General features: G+C 66.6%; 14 protein-coding genes. 4 read left to right on the top strand and 10 right to left on the bottom strand.

Going from position 1 to position 15,027, the window contains the following annotated elements:
- Positions 1-53: 53 nt before the first annotated feature.
- Entirely contained in the window at positions 54-530 is a 477-nt protein-coding gene (locus SF06_RS09495) for a TRAP transporter small permease (protein ID WP_039561046.1), read from the top strand.
- Positions 520-1,818 (top strand): TRAP transporter large permease, encoded by a 1,299-nt coding sequence (locus SF06_RS09490; protein WP_039561045.1) that lies wholly within the window; start codon positions 520-522, stop codon positions 1,816-1,818. Before SF06_RS09495 ends, SF06_RS09490 begins: the two co-directional genes overlap by 11 nt.
- Before the next feature lie 135 nt (positions 1,819-1,953).
- Here the strand turns inward: SF06_RS09490 and SF06_RS09485 are convergent, their stop codons facing one another.
- The 10 genes from SF06_RS09485 to SF06_RS09445 form a co-directional block, all read right to left on the bottom strand.
- Positions 1,954-2,661 (bottom strand): GNAT family N-acetyltransferase, encoded by a 708-nt coding sequence (locus tag SF06_RS09485; RefSeq protein ID WP_039561043.1) that lies wholly within the window; start codon positions 2,659-2,661, stop codon positions 1,954-1,956.
- 157 nt (positions 2,662-2,818) lie between these two features.
- Positions 2,819-3,211: a YkgJ family cysteine cluster protein gene (locus SF06_RS09480; RefSeq protein WP_039561040.1), complete on the bottom strand. Its 393-nt coding sequence runs from the start codon at positions 3,209-3,211 to the stop codon at positions 2,819-2,821.
- Between the two features lie 217 nt (positions 3,212-3,428).
- Positions 3,429-4,493, bottom strand: coding sequence for a class II fructose-bisphosphate aldolase (fba, locus tag SF06_RS09475; RefSeq protein WP_039561039.1), 1,065 nt, complete (start codon positions 4,491-4,493; stop codon positions 3,429-3,431).
- A 123-nt stretch (positions 4,494-4,616) separates the two neighbouring features.
- A complete protein-coding gene (locus SF06_RS09470; protein ID WP_039561035.1) occupies positions 4,617-5,777 on the bottom strand; it encodes a phosphoglycerate kinase in 1,161 nt (386 codons plus the stop codon).
- 5 nt (positions 5,778-5,782) lie between these two features.
- Positions 5,783-6,841 (bottom strand): erythrose-4-phosphate dehydrogenase, encoded by a 1,059-nt coding sequence (gene epd / locus SF06_RS09465; RefSeq protein WP_027591839.1) that lies wholly within the window; start codon positions 6,839-6,841, stop codon positions 5,783-5,785.
- A gap of 104 nt (positions 6,842-6,945) precedes the next feature.
- Positions 6,946-8,946: a transketolase gene (tkt, locus tag SF06_RS09460; RefSeq protein ID WP_039561033.1), complete on the bottom strand. Its 2,001-nt coding sequence runs from the start codon at positions 8,944-8,946 to the stop codon at positions 6,946-6,948.
- Between the two features lie 292 nt (positions 8,947-9,238).
- Positions 9,239-9,403, bottom strand: a complete 165-nt coding sequence (locus tag SF06_RS18505; protein WP_169745301.1) for a hypothetical protein — start codon at positions 9,401-9,403, stop codon at positions 9,239-9,241.
- A gap of 15 nt (positions 9,404-9,418) precedes the next feature.
- Complete coding sequence (locus SF06_RS09455; protein ID WP_039561031.1) at positions 9,419-10,573, bottom strand: YeeE/YedE thiosulfate transporter family protein; 1,155 nt, start codon at positions 10,571-10,573, stop codon at positions 9,419-9,421.
- An 18-nt stretch (positions 10,574-10,591) separates the two neighbouring features.
- Positions 10,592-11,578 (bottom strand): sulfurtransferase, encoded by a 987-nt coding sequence (locus SF06_RS09450; protein WP_027589993.1) that lies wholly within the window; start codon positions 11,576-11,578, stop codon positions 10,592-10,594.
- Between the two features lie 128 nt (positions 11,579-11,706).
- Positions 11,707-12,315 carry a lipopolysaccharide kinase InaA family protein gene (locus tag SF06_RS09445; protein ID WP_027589994.1) on the bottom strand — a complete coding sequence of 203 codons (609 nt, stop codon included), beginning with the start codon at positions 12,313-12,315 and terminating at the stop codon, positions 11,707-11,709.
- A gap of 164 nt (positions 12,316-12,479) precedes the next feature.
- Here SF06_RS09445 and SF06_RS09440 point away from each other — a divergent pair, with 164 nt between their 5' ends.
- Together SF06_RS09440 and metK are read left to right on the top strand one after the other, a co-directional pair.
- Positions 12,480-13,478, top strand: a complete 999-nt coding sequence (locus tag SF06_RS09440) for an ArsR/SmtB family transcription factor (protein WP_039561030.1) — start codon at positions 12,480-12,482, stop codon at positions 13,476-13,478.
- 4 nt (positions 13,479-13,482) lie between these two features.
- The gene (gene metK, locus SF06_RS09435; RefSeq protein ID WP_027589996.1) at positions 13,483-14,673 is read left to right on the top strand and encodes a methionine adenosyltransferase; all 1,191 of its coding nucleotides are present in this window, start codon (positions 13,483-13,485) and stop codon (positions 14,671-14,673) included.
- Positions 14,674-15,027 lie beyond the last annotated feature (354 nt).

The raw sequence follows: 15,027 nt of genomic DNA, 5'->3' as shown, positions 1-15,027 counted from the left end.
GCCTTCGGTTGTACGTGCCGGCACCCCAGGTGCCGGCCCTTGAGGTTCTAGCTATGAGTCATCGACCGGATGCCAGGCCCGAACGCTGGCTGGCCACTCTCGCCCTGACGGTGATCAGCCTGATCAGCCTGGCCAACGTGGTGGTGCGCTACGTCACCGACGCCTCGTTCGCCTTCACCGAGGAAATCTCCATCTTCATGCTGGTGGTGCTGACCTTCGCCGGCGCCGCCGTGGCCATGCGCCGCAACGGCCACATCCGCATCGCGCTGATCGAGCGCAAGTTCCCACGTCTGCGTGTGCCGTTGATCCTGTTCCAGTGGCTGTGCGGCATGCTCGTGCTCGGCCTGGTGGTCTGGTACGGCGGCGTGTTCGCCTGGCAGGAATACCAGTGGGAATCCGAATCGCCAGGCCTGGGGCTGCCCAACTGGTGGTACGTGGTCTGGCTGCCGTTGCTGGCGCTGGCCGTGGCCTGGCGCCTGACCCAGATGACCCTGGACCGCCTGCGCGGGAGGCTGAAGGATGAGCCCTGATCTCTGGATGCTGCTGAGCTTCATCGCCTTCCTGGCCTTCGGCGTGCCGGTGGCCTTCGCCCTCGGCCTGGCCGGCGCGGTGGGCATTCTCACCGGGCTGTCGCCGGACATGCTGGCCACCCTGGGCACCAACACCTACAACGGCATCGCCAAATACCCGCTGATCGCCATTCCGCTGTTCATCCTCACTGGGCTGATCTTCGAGAAATCCGGCGTGGCGCTGCGACTGGTGCAGTTCGCTCAGGCGCTGATCGGTCAGCGGCATGGCGGCCTGGCCGCGGTGGCGGTGCTGGTCTGCCTGATCATGGGCGGCATGAGCGGCTCGGGTCCGGCGGATGCCGCGGCGGTGGCCATGGTGATGCTGCCAAGCATGACCAAGGCGGGCTACCCCAAGCCGTTCTCGGCGACGCTGATCGCCGCGTCGGCATCGACGGCGATCCTGATTCCGCCGTCAATTGCCCTGATCCTGTACTCGATCATCGTGCCGGGCGTCGACCTGCGCGCGCTGTTCGCCGCCGGCCTGTTCCCCGGTATCCTCGCCGGCCTGGTGCTGCTGCTGCCCGCCTGGTGGCTGGCACGCCGCAACGGCTGGGAACCGCCGACCGGCGAGCCCCGCCCGCCGCTGTGGCCGGCCTTCCGGCAGGCGCTGCCGGCGCTGTTCGCCCCGGTGCTGATCCTCGGCGGGCTGCGCAGTGGTCTGTTCACCCCCACCGAAGCGGCGGTGGTGGCGGTGGCCTATGGCATCGTGGTCGGCCTGTGGGTGACCCGCGAGCTGCAGTGGAAGCACTTGTGGGAACTCATCGGCGAGGCGGCGGTGATCTCCGCCGTGGTCATGCTGATCATCGCCCTGGCCGGCATATTCGCCTGGTCCGGCACGCTGCTCGGCACCTTCCGCCATCTGGCCGAGTGGCTGATCTCGCTGTCCGACAACGGCACCGTGCTGTTGCTGCTGGTGATGATCGCCGTACTGCTGGCCGGCATGCTGCTGGACGCCATCTCGATCTACATGATCCTGATGCCGGTGCTGATCCCGGTGATGCAGCATTTCGGCTGGAACCCGGTGTGGTTCGGCATCCTGCTGGCGATGAACATCGCCATCGGCCAGTTCACCCCACCGGTGGCGGTCAACCTGCTGGTCACCACCGAGGCGGCGAAGATCCGCCTGGAACAGACCGTCGGCTGGGCGTTGTTGTTCGTCGTCACCATGGGGCTGGCGTTGCTGCTGGTGGCGGTGTTCCCGGAAATCGCCCTGTGGCTGCCGCGCGTGCTGGGCTACGAGCTGGGCTGATGCAGGCTGCGGCGGGGCTGCCGCCGCTTCTGTGGGAGCGGACTTGTCCGCGAGCTTTTCGTGCCGATTGCGGCCAACTGCTCGCGAATAAACTCGCCCCCACAGGGTCTCCCGCCAGGACGTTGCGCAGCCCCCTCAGGCCTTGCGTGCGCCCCAGCCGTCGCTACGCGGTTCGGCCGCCTGGAGGCTGAAGCCGTAACGGCGGCAGGCGGGGCTGTAGAGGCGCAGGTAATGGCCGAACACCCGCCACAGGTAGATGGAGCCGAACTGCCGATAGCCGAGGCGGAAGCAGGACTTCAGCGAATCGACGTTGGTCGATTCCACATAGGAAACCAGTCCCTTGGCGCCCTGCTCCAGGTAGTGCTGCAGCGCTCGGTTCATGCCAATGGCGTGCAGGCGCTGGCCGCGGTACTCGTGGCGGGTCAGCCCCTTGTACATGTACACGTGGCCCGCATCGAAGCCGAGCAGCAGCTCCGGTGGATCGATGCGCGTGGGCTGGCGGGAGTACCAGCCGTAGGCCGCCAGGCGCTCACCGTCGAGGATGGCATAGCAGCGGTCGCCCTTGGCCAGGGCCTCGTTGAGAAAACTGGCGTCCAGGGCATTCTCCGGGTCGCGGGCCAGTTGCCAGAGACGGGATTCGTCGAGAAAGCCGGGCGTCAGGTGCGGCGGGCAGTCGAGGAAGGCGGGGTCCACCTTCACCAGCAACACGCCACGCAGGATCTTGAACAGGCTGAAGTGGTCGAGCAGGCGTACCAGCATGAGATGAGCCGTCTGGCTCGGCCCCAGTTTTTCCAGCTTGCGGCGAAAACGGCCGATCAGGTGGCGGGGGGATGAACGTTCCATGTGCAGCCTCGCTAGCGGGGGAGGTTTGTGAAGTTGACTTCACAAAGGCCGTTCCGTTCCGAAAGAAACCGGAACGGTGGTTTACCCCGGAAACGCTAGCCCGGTTGCGGCGGAAAACAACATTCCTCGACGAATGTATAGGCGCAGGACGCTTTGCCTACCGTGGCCGGTAGGCGCAGTAGCCGGGTCGCGGGCCGATCTGCGGATGGTTGCGACAGGTGTCCGGGCGCTTGTCATACACCGTGCAGCGGCGGGTCTTGCGGTCCAGGTACAGGCAGTCGCCATTGGACATCTGCTGCAGGGTGAACAGCTCGCGCTTCTGGTTGAAGTGCTGGATCACGCCGTCCTTCATCAGGCGCTTGGCCAACTGTCGCGGCGGCTCGCCGGCGTCGAACTCGTCCAGCACGCCGAGGCGCACCAGATCCGCGATGCGCACCTCGGCTGGCATTGTGCAGCACACGGCCTGGCAGCTGTCGCACAGGCCCTTGTGGTACTTGGCCCAGGTTTCCAGGCGGTCGAGTTCGGCGGCGGCAATCAGGGTGGGTTTCATGTGGGATGTACAGCGAGAGGCCCGCGGCGGGGCGGAGAGGGCGCGGATTTTAAAGGGCGCCGGCGGGCGCGGAACAGTATTTTTTGTCGGGGCGGCGCTGGCAGCAGAGCCGTGGGCGGTCGGCGCTTTTCTGGCCGCCGGGTGTTGGATCGGCGGTCAAGGCTGCCAAAACGAAACAGCCCCGCGGGGCGGGGCTGTTTCGTTAGCGCGGCAAGGCTCAGTTCACCTTGGCATCCAGCTCGCCACGGGCGTAGCGCTGGAACATGCCTTCCAGGGAGATCGGCTTGATCTTCGAGGCGTGGCCGGCGGTGCCGAAGGCTTCGTAGCGGGCGATGCAGATGTCGCGCATGGCGTCGATGGTCTTGGCGAAGAACTTGCGCGGGTCGAACTCGCTCGGGTTCTGGGCCATGAAGCGGCGCATGGCGCCAGTGGAAGCCAGACGCAGGTCGGTGTCGATGTTCACCTTGCGTACGCCGTGCTTGATGCCCTCGACGATTTCCTCGACCGGCACGCCGTAGGTTTCCTTGATGTCGCCGCCGAACTCGTTGATGACCTTCAGCCACTCCTGCGGCACGCTGCTTGATCCGTGCATCACCAGGTGGGTGTTGGGGATGCGCTTGTGGATTTCCTTGATGCGCTCGATGGCCAGGATGTCGCCGGTCGGCGGCTTGGTGAACTTGTAGGCGCCGTGGCTGGTGCCGATGGCGATGGCCAGGGCATCCACCTGGGTGGCCTTGACGAACTGGGCGGCTTCTTCCGGATCGGTCAGCATCTGGCTGTGGTCGAGGATGCCCTCGGCGCCGATGCCGTCTTCCTCGCCGGCCGAGCCGGTTTCCAGGCTGCCCAGGCAGCCCAGCTCGCCTTCCACGGACACGCCGCAGGCGTGGGCGAAGGCAACGGTCTGCTTAGTGACGCGCACGTTGTAGTCGTAGTCGGCCGGGGTCTTGCCGTCTTCCTTCAGCGAGCCGTCCATCATCACCGAGGAAAAGCCCAGCTGGATGGAGCGCTGGCAGACGTCCGGGCTGGTGCCGTGGTCCTGGTGCATGCACACCGGGATGTGCGGGAATTCTTCGATCGCGGCGAGGATCAGGTGGCGCAGGAAGGGCGCGCCGGCGTACTTGCGGGCGCCGGCCGAGGCCTGGACGATCACCGGGGAGTCGGTCTTGTCGGCCGCTTCCATGATGGCGCGCATCTGTTCGAGGTTGTTGACGTTGAATGCCGGCACGCCGTAGCCGAATTCGGCGGCGTGGTCCAGCAGCTGACGCATGCTGATAAGGGCCATCGGTATAGCTCCAGTGGAGAAAGGTCATTCGGGGCGTAGGGTGGACAACGCGTGTAGCGCTTGTCCACCTGCCGTGTCGCTGTCGTGGTGGACAAGGCTGCGCCGTTGTCCACCCTACGGTCGTTATTTCGCGCGCTGTTCCAGCACTTCCACGGCCGGCAGCACCTTGCCTTCCACGAATTCCAGGAAGGCGCCGCCACCGGTGGAGATGTAGCCGATCTGCTCGGCCACGCCGTACTTGTCGATGGCCGCCAGGGTGTCACCGCCGCCGGCGATGGAGAACGCCGGGCTGGCGGCGATGGCCTGGGCCAGCACCTGGGTGCCGTTGCCGAACTGGTCGAACTCGAACACGCCGACCGGGCCGTTCCACAGGATGGTCTGCGAGGCCTTGAGCATCTCGGCGAACAGGCGCGCGGTCTGCGGGCCGATGTCGAGGATCATGTCGTCGTCGGCCACGTCGGCGACCGCCTTGACGGTGGCTTCGGCGCTTTCCGCAAATTCCTTGGCGACCACCACGTCGACCGGCAGCGGTACGGAGACCTTGGCAGCGATGGCCTTGGCGGTGTCGACCAGGTCGGCCTCGTACAGCGACTTGCCGACCTTGTAGCCGGCCGCGGCCAGGAAGGTGTTGGCGATGCCGCCGCCGACGATCAGCGAGTCGCAGATCTGGCTCAGCGAGTTCAGCACGTCCAGCTTGGTGGACACCTTGGAACCGGCGACGATGGCCACCATCGGACGGGCCGGCTTGTCCAGCGCCTTGCCCAGAGCCTCCAGCTCGGCGGCCAGCAGCGGGCCGGCGCAGGCGACCTTGGCGAACTTGGCCACGCCGTGGGTCGAGCCCTCGGCGCGGTGTGCAGTGCCGAAGGCGTCCATCACGAACACGTCGCACAGCGCGGCGTACTTCTGCGCCAGCTCATCGGCGTTCTTCTTCTCGCCCTTGTTGAAGCGCACGTTCTCGAACAGCATGATCTGGCCGGGCTGCACATCCACGCCATCCAGGTAGTCCTTGACCAGCGGCACCTCGCGACCGAGCGCCTTGCTCAGGTAGGCGGCTACCGGCGCCAGGCTGTTCTCGGCGCTGAACTCGCCCTCGGTGGGGCGGCCCAGGTGCGAGCAGACCATCACGGCCGCGCCTTTTTCCAGGGCCAGCTTGATGGTCGGCAGGGACGCCACGATGCGAGCGTCGCTGGTGACCACACCGTCCTTCACGGGGACGTTGAGGTCCTCGCGGATCAGCACGCGCTTCCCGGCGAGATCGAGGTCGGTCATCTTCAAAACGGTCATGGATATCAGTCCTTGCTGGGCTGTTGGCTGTGAACGACGCGCAGGTAATGTTCCGCCACGTCGAGCATCCGGTTGGCGAAGCCCCACTCGTTGTCGAACCAGGCCAGCAGGTTGACCAGGCGCGGGCCGGACACACGGGTCTGGCTGCCATCGACGATGGCCGAGTGGGGATCGTGGTTGAAATCGCAGCTGGCATGCGGCAGTTCAGTGTAGGCCAGCAGGTTCTTCAGCGGCCCCGCCGTGGCGGCGTCGCGCAGAATGCCGTTGACCTCGGCGGCGCTGGTGTCGCGGCGGGTCTGCAGGGTGATGTCCAGGCAAGAGACGTTCACCGTCGGCACACGAATGGCCTTGGCCTGCACCCGCCCGGCCAGTTCCGGCAGCAGGCGCTCGATGCCGCGCGCCAAGCCGGTGGACACCGGGATCATCGACTGGAACGCCGAGCGGGTGCGGCGCAGGTCGGTGTGGTGGTAGGCGTCGATCACCGGCTGGTCGTTCATCGCCGAGTGCAGGGTGGTGATCGACACCTGCTCCAGGCCGATGGCCTCGTGCAGCAGCTTGAGCAGCGGCACCCCGCAGTTGGTGGTGCAGGAGGCGTTGGACAGCAGGCGCTCATCGCCGCGGAGCGCCTGGTGGTTGATGCCGTAGACCAGGGTGGCGTCGATATCCGCCTCGCTGTTCATCGGCTGGGAGAACAGCACGCGCGGCGCGCCGGCGGCGAGGAAACGCTGGCCGTCGGTGCGGGTGTGATAGACGCCGGAGCATTCCAGCACCAGGTCGATGCCGTGGGCCGCCCAGTCGATGGCTTCCGGGGTGCTCTCGCGCCACACGGGCAGGCGCCGGCCATCGATCAGCAGGGCGTCGCCATCCAGGCCCACCTCGCCGGGAAAGCGGCCGTGGGTGGAATCGAAGCGGGTCAGGTATTCGATGCTGGCCAAGTCGGCCGGATCGTTGATCAGCACCACCTGCAGTCCCGCCTGGGCACCGCGCTCGTGCAGCGCGCGCAGCACGCAGCGACCGATACGGCCGTAACCGTTGAGCGCGATGTTGTAGGGGCGGTTGGGCATGGTGTTCGGGGCCTGATGGTGGAAAACCGCTGCGCGGGCTTCCACCCTACATGGGATTAGCCGTCCGCGGGGTGGATGGCCGTGGCCATCCGCCCCGCGCGACATCAGTCTTCCAGCAGCTCTTCGGCGGTGGCGACGATGTTGTCGACGGTGAAGCCGAATTCCTCGAACAGCTGGGCGGCCGGAGCCGATTCGCCGTAGGTGGTCATGCCGATGATGCGTCCTTCCAGGCCGACATACTTGTACCAGAAGTCCGCGTGGGCGGCCTCGATGGCGATGCGCGCACCGACTTCCACCGGCAGCACGCGCTGCTTGTAGGCGGCGTCCTGGGCGTCGAACACGCTGGTGCAGGGCATGGACACCACGCGCACCTTGCGGCCCTGGACGGTCAGCTTGTCGGCCGCCTGCATGGCCAGGCCGACTTCCGAACCGGTGGCGATCAGGATCAGTTCCGGCTCGCCGGCGCAGTCTTTGAGGATGTAGCCGCCGCGGGCGATGGCCGCCTCGGTTTCCGCGTCGCGCAGCTGGTGCGGCAGGTTCTGGCGGCTGAAGATCAGCGCGCTCGGACCGTCCTGGCGCTCGATGGCGTACTTCCAGGCCACGGCGGACTCCACCGCGTCGGCCGGGCGCCAGGTGTCCAGGTTCGGGGTGCTGCGCAGGCTGGTCAGCTGCTCGACCGGCTGGTGGGTCGGACCGTCCTCGCCCAGGCCGATGGAGTCATGGGTGAACACGTACAGCACGCGCTGCTTCATCAGGGCGGACATGCGCACCGCGTTGCGGGCGTACTCCATGAACATCAGGAAGGTGGCGCCGTAGGGGATGAAGCCGCCGTGCAGGGCCACGCCGTTCATGATCGCGGCCATGCCGAACTCGCGCACGCCGTAGTGCACGTAGTTGCCGGACAGGTCGGTGTGGGTCAGCGACTGGCAGCCCTTCCACAGGGTCAGGTTGGAGCCGGCCAGGTCGGCGGAGCCGCCGAGCAGTTCCGGCAGCAGCGGGCCGTAGGCGTTCAGGGCGTTCTGGCTGGCCTTGCGGCTGGCGATGGTTTCGCCCTTGGCGGCCACGTCGCGGATGTAGGCCGAGGCCTTGGCGGCGAAGTCGGCGGGCAGCTTGCCGGCCATGCGGCGCTTGAGCTCGGCGGCCAGTTCCGGGTACTCGGCGGCGTAGGCGGCGAAACGTTGGTTCCACTCGTTCTCGCGGCTGGCGCCGGTGGCCTTGGCGTCCCATTCGGCATAGATGTCGGCAGGGATTTCGAACGGCCCGTGATTCCAGCCCAGCGCGGCGCGGGTCAGGGCGATTTCGTCGTTGCCCAGCGGGGCGCCGTGGCACTCTTCCTTGCCCTGCTTGTTGGGCGAGCCGAAGCCAATGGTGGTCTTGCAGCAGATCAGGGTCGGCTGTTCGGCGTTCTTGCGCGCGGTCTCGATGGCTTGCTTGATCTCGTCGGCGTCATGACCGTCGACGTTGCGGATCACCTGCCAGCCGTAGGCTTCGAAACGCTTCGGAGTGTCGTCGGTGAACCAGCCTTCCACTTCGCCGTCGATGGAAATGCCGTTGTCGTCGTAGAAGGCGATCAGCTTGCCCAGCCCCAGGGTGCCGGCCAGCGAGCAGACTTCATGGCTGATGCCTTCCATCATGCAGCCGTCGCCGAGGAACACGTAGGTGTGGTGGTCGACGATGCTGTGGCCCGGGCGGTTGAACTGCGCGGCCAGCACCTTCTCGGCCAGCGCGAAGCCGACACCGTTGGCGATGCCCTGGCCCAGCGGGCCGGTGGTGGTTTCAACGCCGGCGGTGTAGCCGAACTCCGGGTGGCCCGGGGTCTTGCTGTGCAGCTGGCGGAAGTTCTTCAGGTCGTCGATGGACAGGTCGTAGCCGGTCAGGTGCAGCAGCGAGTAGATCAGCATCGAGCCATGGCCGTTGGACAGCACGAAGCGGTCGCGATCGGCCCACAGCGGGTTGCTCGGGTTGTGCTTGAGGTAGTCGCGCCACAGGACTTCGGCGATGTCCGCCATGCCCATCGGGGCACCCGGGTGGCCGCTGTTGGCTTTCTGCACGGCATCCATGCTGAGGGCACGAATGGCATTGGCTCGCTCACGACGGCTGGGCATCGCTAATCTCCTGCGGGGGCTGAAACGAAGGGGCATGAAAAAGGCGGGCATTTTCGCCCAGCGCAGCCTTCGGAGCAACGAGAGAAGACAGCTGGAGCCGGAAGCGTGGCGCGGTCAGCGCTGTTCTGGCCGCCGATGGTCCCGGTGTTGACGCAGTGGTGGCCAAGGAAAACGGTGTCCATCCTGCGTCGGGGTGGGCACTTGCGTAGGACGGTCGGCGCTTTTCCGGCCGTCGATGGCGCGGCACAGGCGCAAGGGTGGACACGAAAACGTATCCACCCCACGGCGGGGGCTAGCGCCCCGAGCAGTGACCGCCAGAGGCGGCCTGGCCGCTGCCGAAGGCGAATGGCGGCGGCTCCACGCGCACGGTGGCGGTGGCGACGGTGTCGAGGATCACCAGACCCACGGCCACCAGCCAGAACAGCAGGGTGCAGGTCAAAAAGGCTTGCTTGCTCATGTCAGGTCGCTCCGCTTACTGGGCCAGGCGCTTGCGCAGGCGCACGCCGTAGATCGAGCCGATGAAGGCCAGGGCGAACCATACCCAGCCGTGCAGGCTGGCCGAGGCGATGCCGCCCAGGTAGGCACCGACGTTGCAACCGAAGGCCATGCGCGAGCTGTAGCCCAGCACCAGGCCGGCGATGGAGGCGATGATCAGGCGCCGGGCCGACGGCGAGCTGATGCTCGGCGTGCCGTTCCAGCGCGAGGCCGCCAGCGCGCCATAGATCAGGCCGATGTTGGTCACCGAGGTCACGTCCGCCAGCAGCGGCTCGGCCAGGCGCAGCGCATGCGGATCGACACCCCAGAAGGCATCACCGACCGGGCTCCAGCCGATGGCGCTGGCGATCTTCGCGCCCCACAGGCCGATGCCGTAGACGATGCCCCACGGCTGGCCGGCGACCAGCAGGTGCAGCACGTACAGGCCGGCGAGCAGCAGGGCGCCCAGCCACCAGCGGCGCGCCCAGACCGCGGGCGGCGTGGGGGTACTGACCGAAGCCGCGCCGACCGACCAGGTCACGTTCAGGGTGCCGGAGACGGGCGCGGCCGTGCGCTTGGACATCAGACCGGCCATCAGCGCGACGGCGGCACAACCAGCCACGGTGACCAGCACCGCGGTCGGCACGCCGAACTTCAGCAGATCCACCGCCGGCAGGCCGCCGAGGGCGATCCACGCGGGCTGGTGCGAGGCGCCCAGGAAGCTGCCAAGCATGAAGGTCGGCAGCACCGCGAAGGACAGCGGCGCACCGGCGCCGGCCTTGTACAGGGTGCCGGAGCCGCAGCCATCGGTGATCTGCATGGCCAGCCCGAACAGGAAGGCGCCGAGGACCAGGCTGATGGTCAGCGGCGACACCGCGCCGACCAGCTCGCCGCCGCTGCCGGCGATCAGCGGCAGGGTCAGCGCGGCGGCGAGGCCGAGCAGCAGCATCTGCGCCCACAGGCCCTGGGGGTTGCGCGACTCGATGAAATCGCGCCAGCCGGTGGTGAAGCCGAAGCGCGCGCCCTGCAGCACGGCACCGAAGCCGATGCCCAGCAGCACCAGCAGGCCCTGGCGCACCCCAGCGGCGTAGGCAACGGCCAGCGCGCCGGTCAGGCCGCCGAGAACGAATAACAAACGGGAGAGAGACAGCATGGGAAAGGGCTTCCGCAATTACTTGTTGAGGGCGTTGGACAGGTCCTGCAGCAGCGCGCCGAAGCGCGACGGCTGGTTCTCCATCGGCAGCTCGCTGCGGCTCCACTCCACCATGGACGCCGGGTACATGCGCGCCGCCTTGTTGCCGGCGATCTCGGAGATGACGAACCAGTTGGTGGCGGCCCAGTGGCCGGTGTTGCAGAAGGAGACGGTGTCGCCCTGGTCGGCGCCGGTCTGTTGCACCAGCGCCAGCAGCTCGGCGCGGGGCTTCAGGCGAAAGCCGTCGGCGGCGAAGAATTGCGCGTTGTCGAAGGAGTCGGCGCCCGGCAGGGTGCCATAGCGGGCGGCGGTGGCCGGCTTCACCTCACCCTTGAAGAACGGAGCGGGACGGGCATCCAGCAGGCGCGCCGTATCACCGTTGCCTAAGGTCTGCGCCAACTGCTCGCGGGTGACGATCTGGCGCTCGTCGTAGACGTAGGTGAAGTCACTGGGCTCGACCTGCTGCGCCTCGGTGGCCAGCTCGCCGCCGGCTTCCTTCCAGGCGCGAAGGCCGCCGTCGACCACGGACAGACGAGTCAGGCCGCCGACCTTGAGCGTCCAGTACACCCGGGCGGCGGCGCCGAAGTCGGTGTGGTTGCTGCCGCCGTGAATCACGATCACATGCTGGTTGGCGCGGATGCCGGCGCGTTGCACCACCTGGGTCAGGTGCTCGGCGGTGGGCAGCTTGCCGGGATTGTCGGCCGGGCCGCGGTACTGGCCGTAGGGCGTGTTCACCGCGCCGGGAATGTGGCCTGCGGCGAAATCCTGCGGTGCGCGGATGTCCAGAAGACGCACCTCTGGCCGGCTCAGTACTGCGCGAAGATCGTTGACGTCGAGCAGCGGCGCAGGGGCGGTGCGAGGTGCGACGAGGCGGCTGGCCTGCGCAGTGGGTTCGGCCAGGGCGGGCCCGGTTAGGAGCAGGCAGATGCCGGCAAAGGCAAGCGAAGAAAGACGTCGGGTCGACATGATGATTCCGCGGGTCGAAGGCTGTCCGCCTGGCGGCGGCAACGAGGGGCTTTTCAAAGGCGCGCAGGATACGGCAAAGCCGCTGATGACGCGAAAGAGCTAACTGCGCTTTGCTTATAACCAAACCTTCATAGGCGCCGCAGCCGTTCGTACTCAGACCGCAGGGCATCCAGCGGAAAATTCGCCAGTTGGCGGCGCTGCAGGGCCTGCTCCAGATGCCGGAAATTGCGGCGGATGTGCCAGGCGGATAGCGGCAACGGCTTGAGGTGCAGGTCGAGCAGGTCGATGAGTCCGAATCCCCCACTCTCCAGCAGCAGAATGTTGCCTGGGTGCAGCGAGCGGAAATAGATATGCCGCGCATGCAGCTGGAGTATGAAGCGGGCTAACGCCGGTATCAGTGCGGCCAGGCGCTCGGGATGCTCGGCAAGCAGCTCTTCCAGCGATTGGCCGGCCAGCGGTTCATAGCGGCAACCGCTAAGCCCGTGTGGGCGATCCAGCCAGAACGCTTCCCTGACGTGCGGTGCCGGAAAACCGAGTCGCAACAGGCATTCGGCGTTGCGAGTGAACCGCCCGGCTGCGGGAAACAGGCGAGCCAATGCTATGTGACGGCGCGGCCTGAGAATTTTCAGTAACAGCCCATCCCTGCAGCGGACCACCTTTGGGCCGCGGCCATCGGCAACAAGCACCTCGCCCGTCGCGATCCAGCTCGCCAGTTGTTCCGTGGGGAGGGTGTCCATGGTGGTGAGTTCCCAAGGCGCCTGGAAGTCAAGTAAAGGCCACCCCTGCGCTCGAGTCGTGCCTCCCGTCGCCGCCGAGGAAGCAGGCGTACCTGAGGCAATATCAATTAATTTTGATATTGGTCATTGCCCGGCAAAATGTGACCGACTAGACTGCCGCCCTCATGAACCTGCCGCTTTGCGCGTCCGCGACGCCTGCCAGTGACACCCTCGCCGCCCTGTGCAAGGCCGGTGGTGATGCCCTGCGGCTGAACATCCTGCGCGCGCTGGCCAACGATTCGTTCGGCGTGCTGGAGCTGGCGCAGATCTTCGCCGTCGGTCAGTCGGGCATGAGCCACCACCTCAAGGTGCTGGCGCAGGCTGGTCTGGTGGCTACCCGTCGTGAAGGCAACGCCATCTTCTACCGCCGCGCGCTGGCGCCGGCGGGCGAACTGGGCGGCGCGCTGCAGAGCGCGCTGCTGGAGGAAGTGGACCGCCTCGAACTGCCTCTGGACGCACAGGCGCGCATCGCCCAGGTGCATGCCCGGCGCGCCGAGGCCAGCCGCGACTTCTTCGCGCGCATGGCCGGCAGCTTCCAGGCGCGCCAGGACCTGATCGCCAGCATCGGCCAGTACCGCGACAGCCTGCTGGCGCTGATCGACGCGCTGGGTTTTGCCGGCGATGCGAGTGCCATCGAAGTCGGCCCCGGCGACGGCGCCTTCCTGCCGGAACTGGCGCGGCGCTTCGCCCGGGTCACCGCGCTGGAAAACAGCCCGGAAATGCTCGAGCTGGCCCGCGAGCGTTGCCTGCGGGACGGCTTGGCTAATGTGGAGCTGCGCCTGGCCGATGCCTTGGCATCGCCCCTGGTACAGGCCGACTGCGTGGTGATGAACATGGTGCTACACCACTTCGCCGCACCGGCCGAGGCGCTGCGAGCGCTGGCCGGCCTGGTGAAGCCCGGTGGCAGCCTGCTGATCGCCGAGCTGTGCAGCCACGACCAGAGCTGGGCCCGCGACGCCTGCGGGGATGTCTGGCTGGGGTTCGAACAGGAAGACCTGGCCCGTTGGGCCACCGCCGCCGGCCTGGCCTGCGGCGAAAGCGTGTACATAGGCTTGAAAAACGGCTTTCAGATTCAGCTGCGGCATTTCGCCCGGACGGATGCACGAAGCCCCTCACAGGAATGAACCGATGAGCGAATACTCGATTTTCACCTCCGAATCCGTCTCCGAAGGGCACCCGGACAAGATCGCCGACCAGATCTCCGATGCCGTGCTGGACGCCATCATCGCCCAGGACAAGCATGCCCGCGTGGCCTGCGAAACCCTGGTGAAGACCGGTGTGGCCATCGTCGCCGGCGAAGTGACCACCAGCGCCTGGGTCGACCTGGAGCAGATCGTCCGCGACGTGATCTGCGACATCGGCTACACCAGCTCCGAAGTCGGCTTCGACGGCGCTACCTGCGGCGTGATCAACATCATCGGCAAGCAGTCCGTGGACATCGCCCAGGGCGTCGACCGCGCCAAGCCGGAAGACCAGGGTGCCGGCGACCAGGGCCTGATGTTCGGCTATGCCAGCAACGACACCGACGTGCTGATGCCCGCGCCCATCGTGTTCAGCCACCGTCTGGTCGAGCGCCAGGCCGAGGCGCGCAAGTCCGGCCTGCTGCCGTGGCTGCGCCCGGACGCCAAGAGCCAGGTCACCTGCCGCTATGAGAACGGCAAGGTGGTCGGTATCGACGCCGTGGTGCTGTCCACCCAGCACAACCCGGAGATCAGCCAGGCCGACCTGAAGGAAGCGGTCATGGAACTGATCGTCAAGCACACCCTGCCGGCCGAGCTGCTGCACAAGGACACCCAGTACCACATCAACCCGACCGGCAAGTTCGTCATCGGCGGCCCGGTGGGCGACTGCGGCCTGACCGGCCGCAAGATCATCGTCGACTCCTACGGCGGCATGGCCCGCCACGGCGGCGGCGCCTTCTCCGGCAAGGACCCGTCCAAGGTCGACCGCAGCGCCGCCTACGCCGGCCGCTACGTGGCCAAGAACATCGTCGCCGCGGGCCTGGCCGAGCGCTGCGAGATCCAGGTGTCCTACGCCATCGGCGTGGCCCAGCCCACCTCCATCTCGCTGAACACCTTCGGCACCAACAAGGTGCCGGAAGCCACCATCGTCAACCTGGTGCGCGAAGTGTTCGACCTGCGCCCGTACGCCATCACCCGCATGCTCGACCTGCTGCACCCGATGTACCAGGCCACCGCGGCCTACGGCCACTTCGGCCGCACCCCGCAACAGAAGACCGTCGGCAACGACACCTTCACCACCTTTAGCTGGGAACAGACCGACAAGGTCGAAGCCCTGCGCGCGGCGGCGGGGCTGTAAGGCGTACTGCCTCACGGCTGTTAGTTCGCGATAAAGAAAACCCCGCGCGGCGCAGGCCGGGCGGGGTTTTTTGTTGGGCTTGGGAAAAGGGGAGGGAGCAAAGATGGGGTGGACAGGGTGATGGCGTAATAGTAGCGTCGGGCTGAGTGTTATATGGAAGCCAAGCGAATACGCCTGGTTGTGGCTGGGAGGCTGTATCTTTATGAAATTAAAAAGAATTTTTCGGAGGCTGCGGAGCGCCGAGGGGGGGTTATATCGACCTCCATCGTTATCCGTTGGCATGGATTCCATCTAATCACTGTTGCCCAGACAATATGACGCAATGTAGTAGTGGAACTGTAAATGGCAAGGAAT

Source organism: Pseudomonas flexibilis (genome assembly GCF_000802425.1).
GTDB classification, from domain to species: Bacteria; Pseudomonadota; Gammaproteobacteria; order Pseudomonadales; family Pseudomonadaceae; genus Serpens; species Serpens flexibilis.
This window is presented reverse-complemented; position numbering and strand designations above follow the sequence as displayed.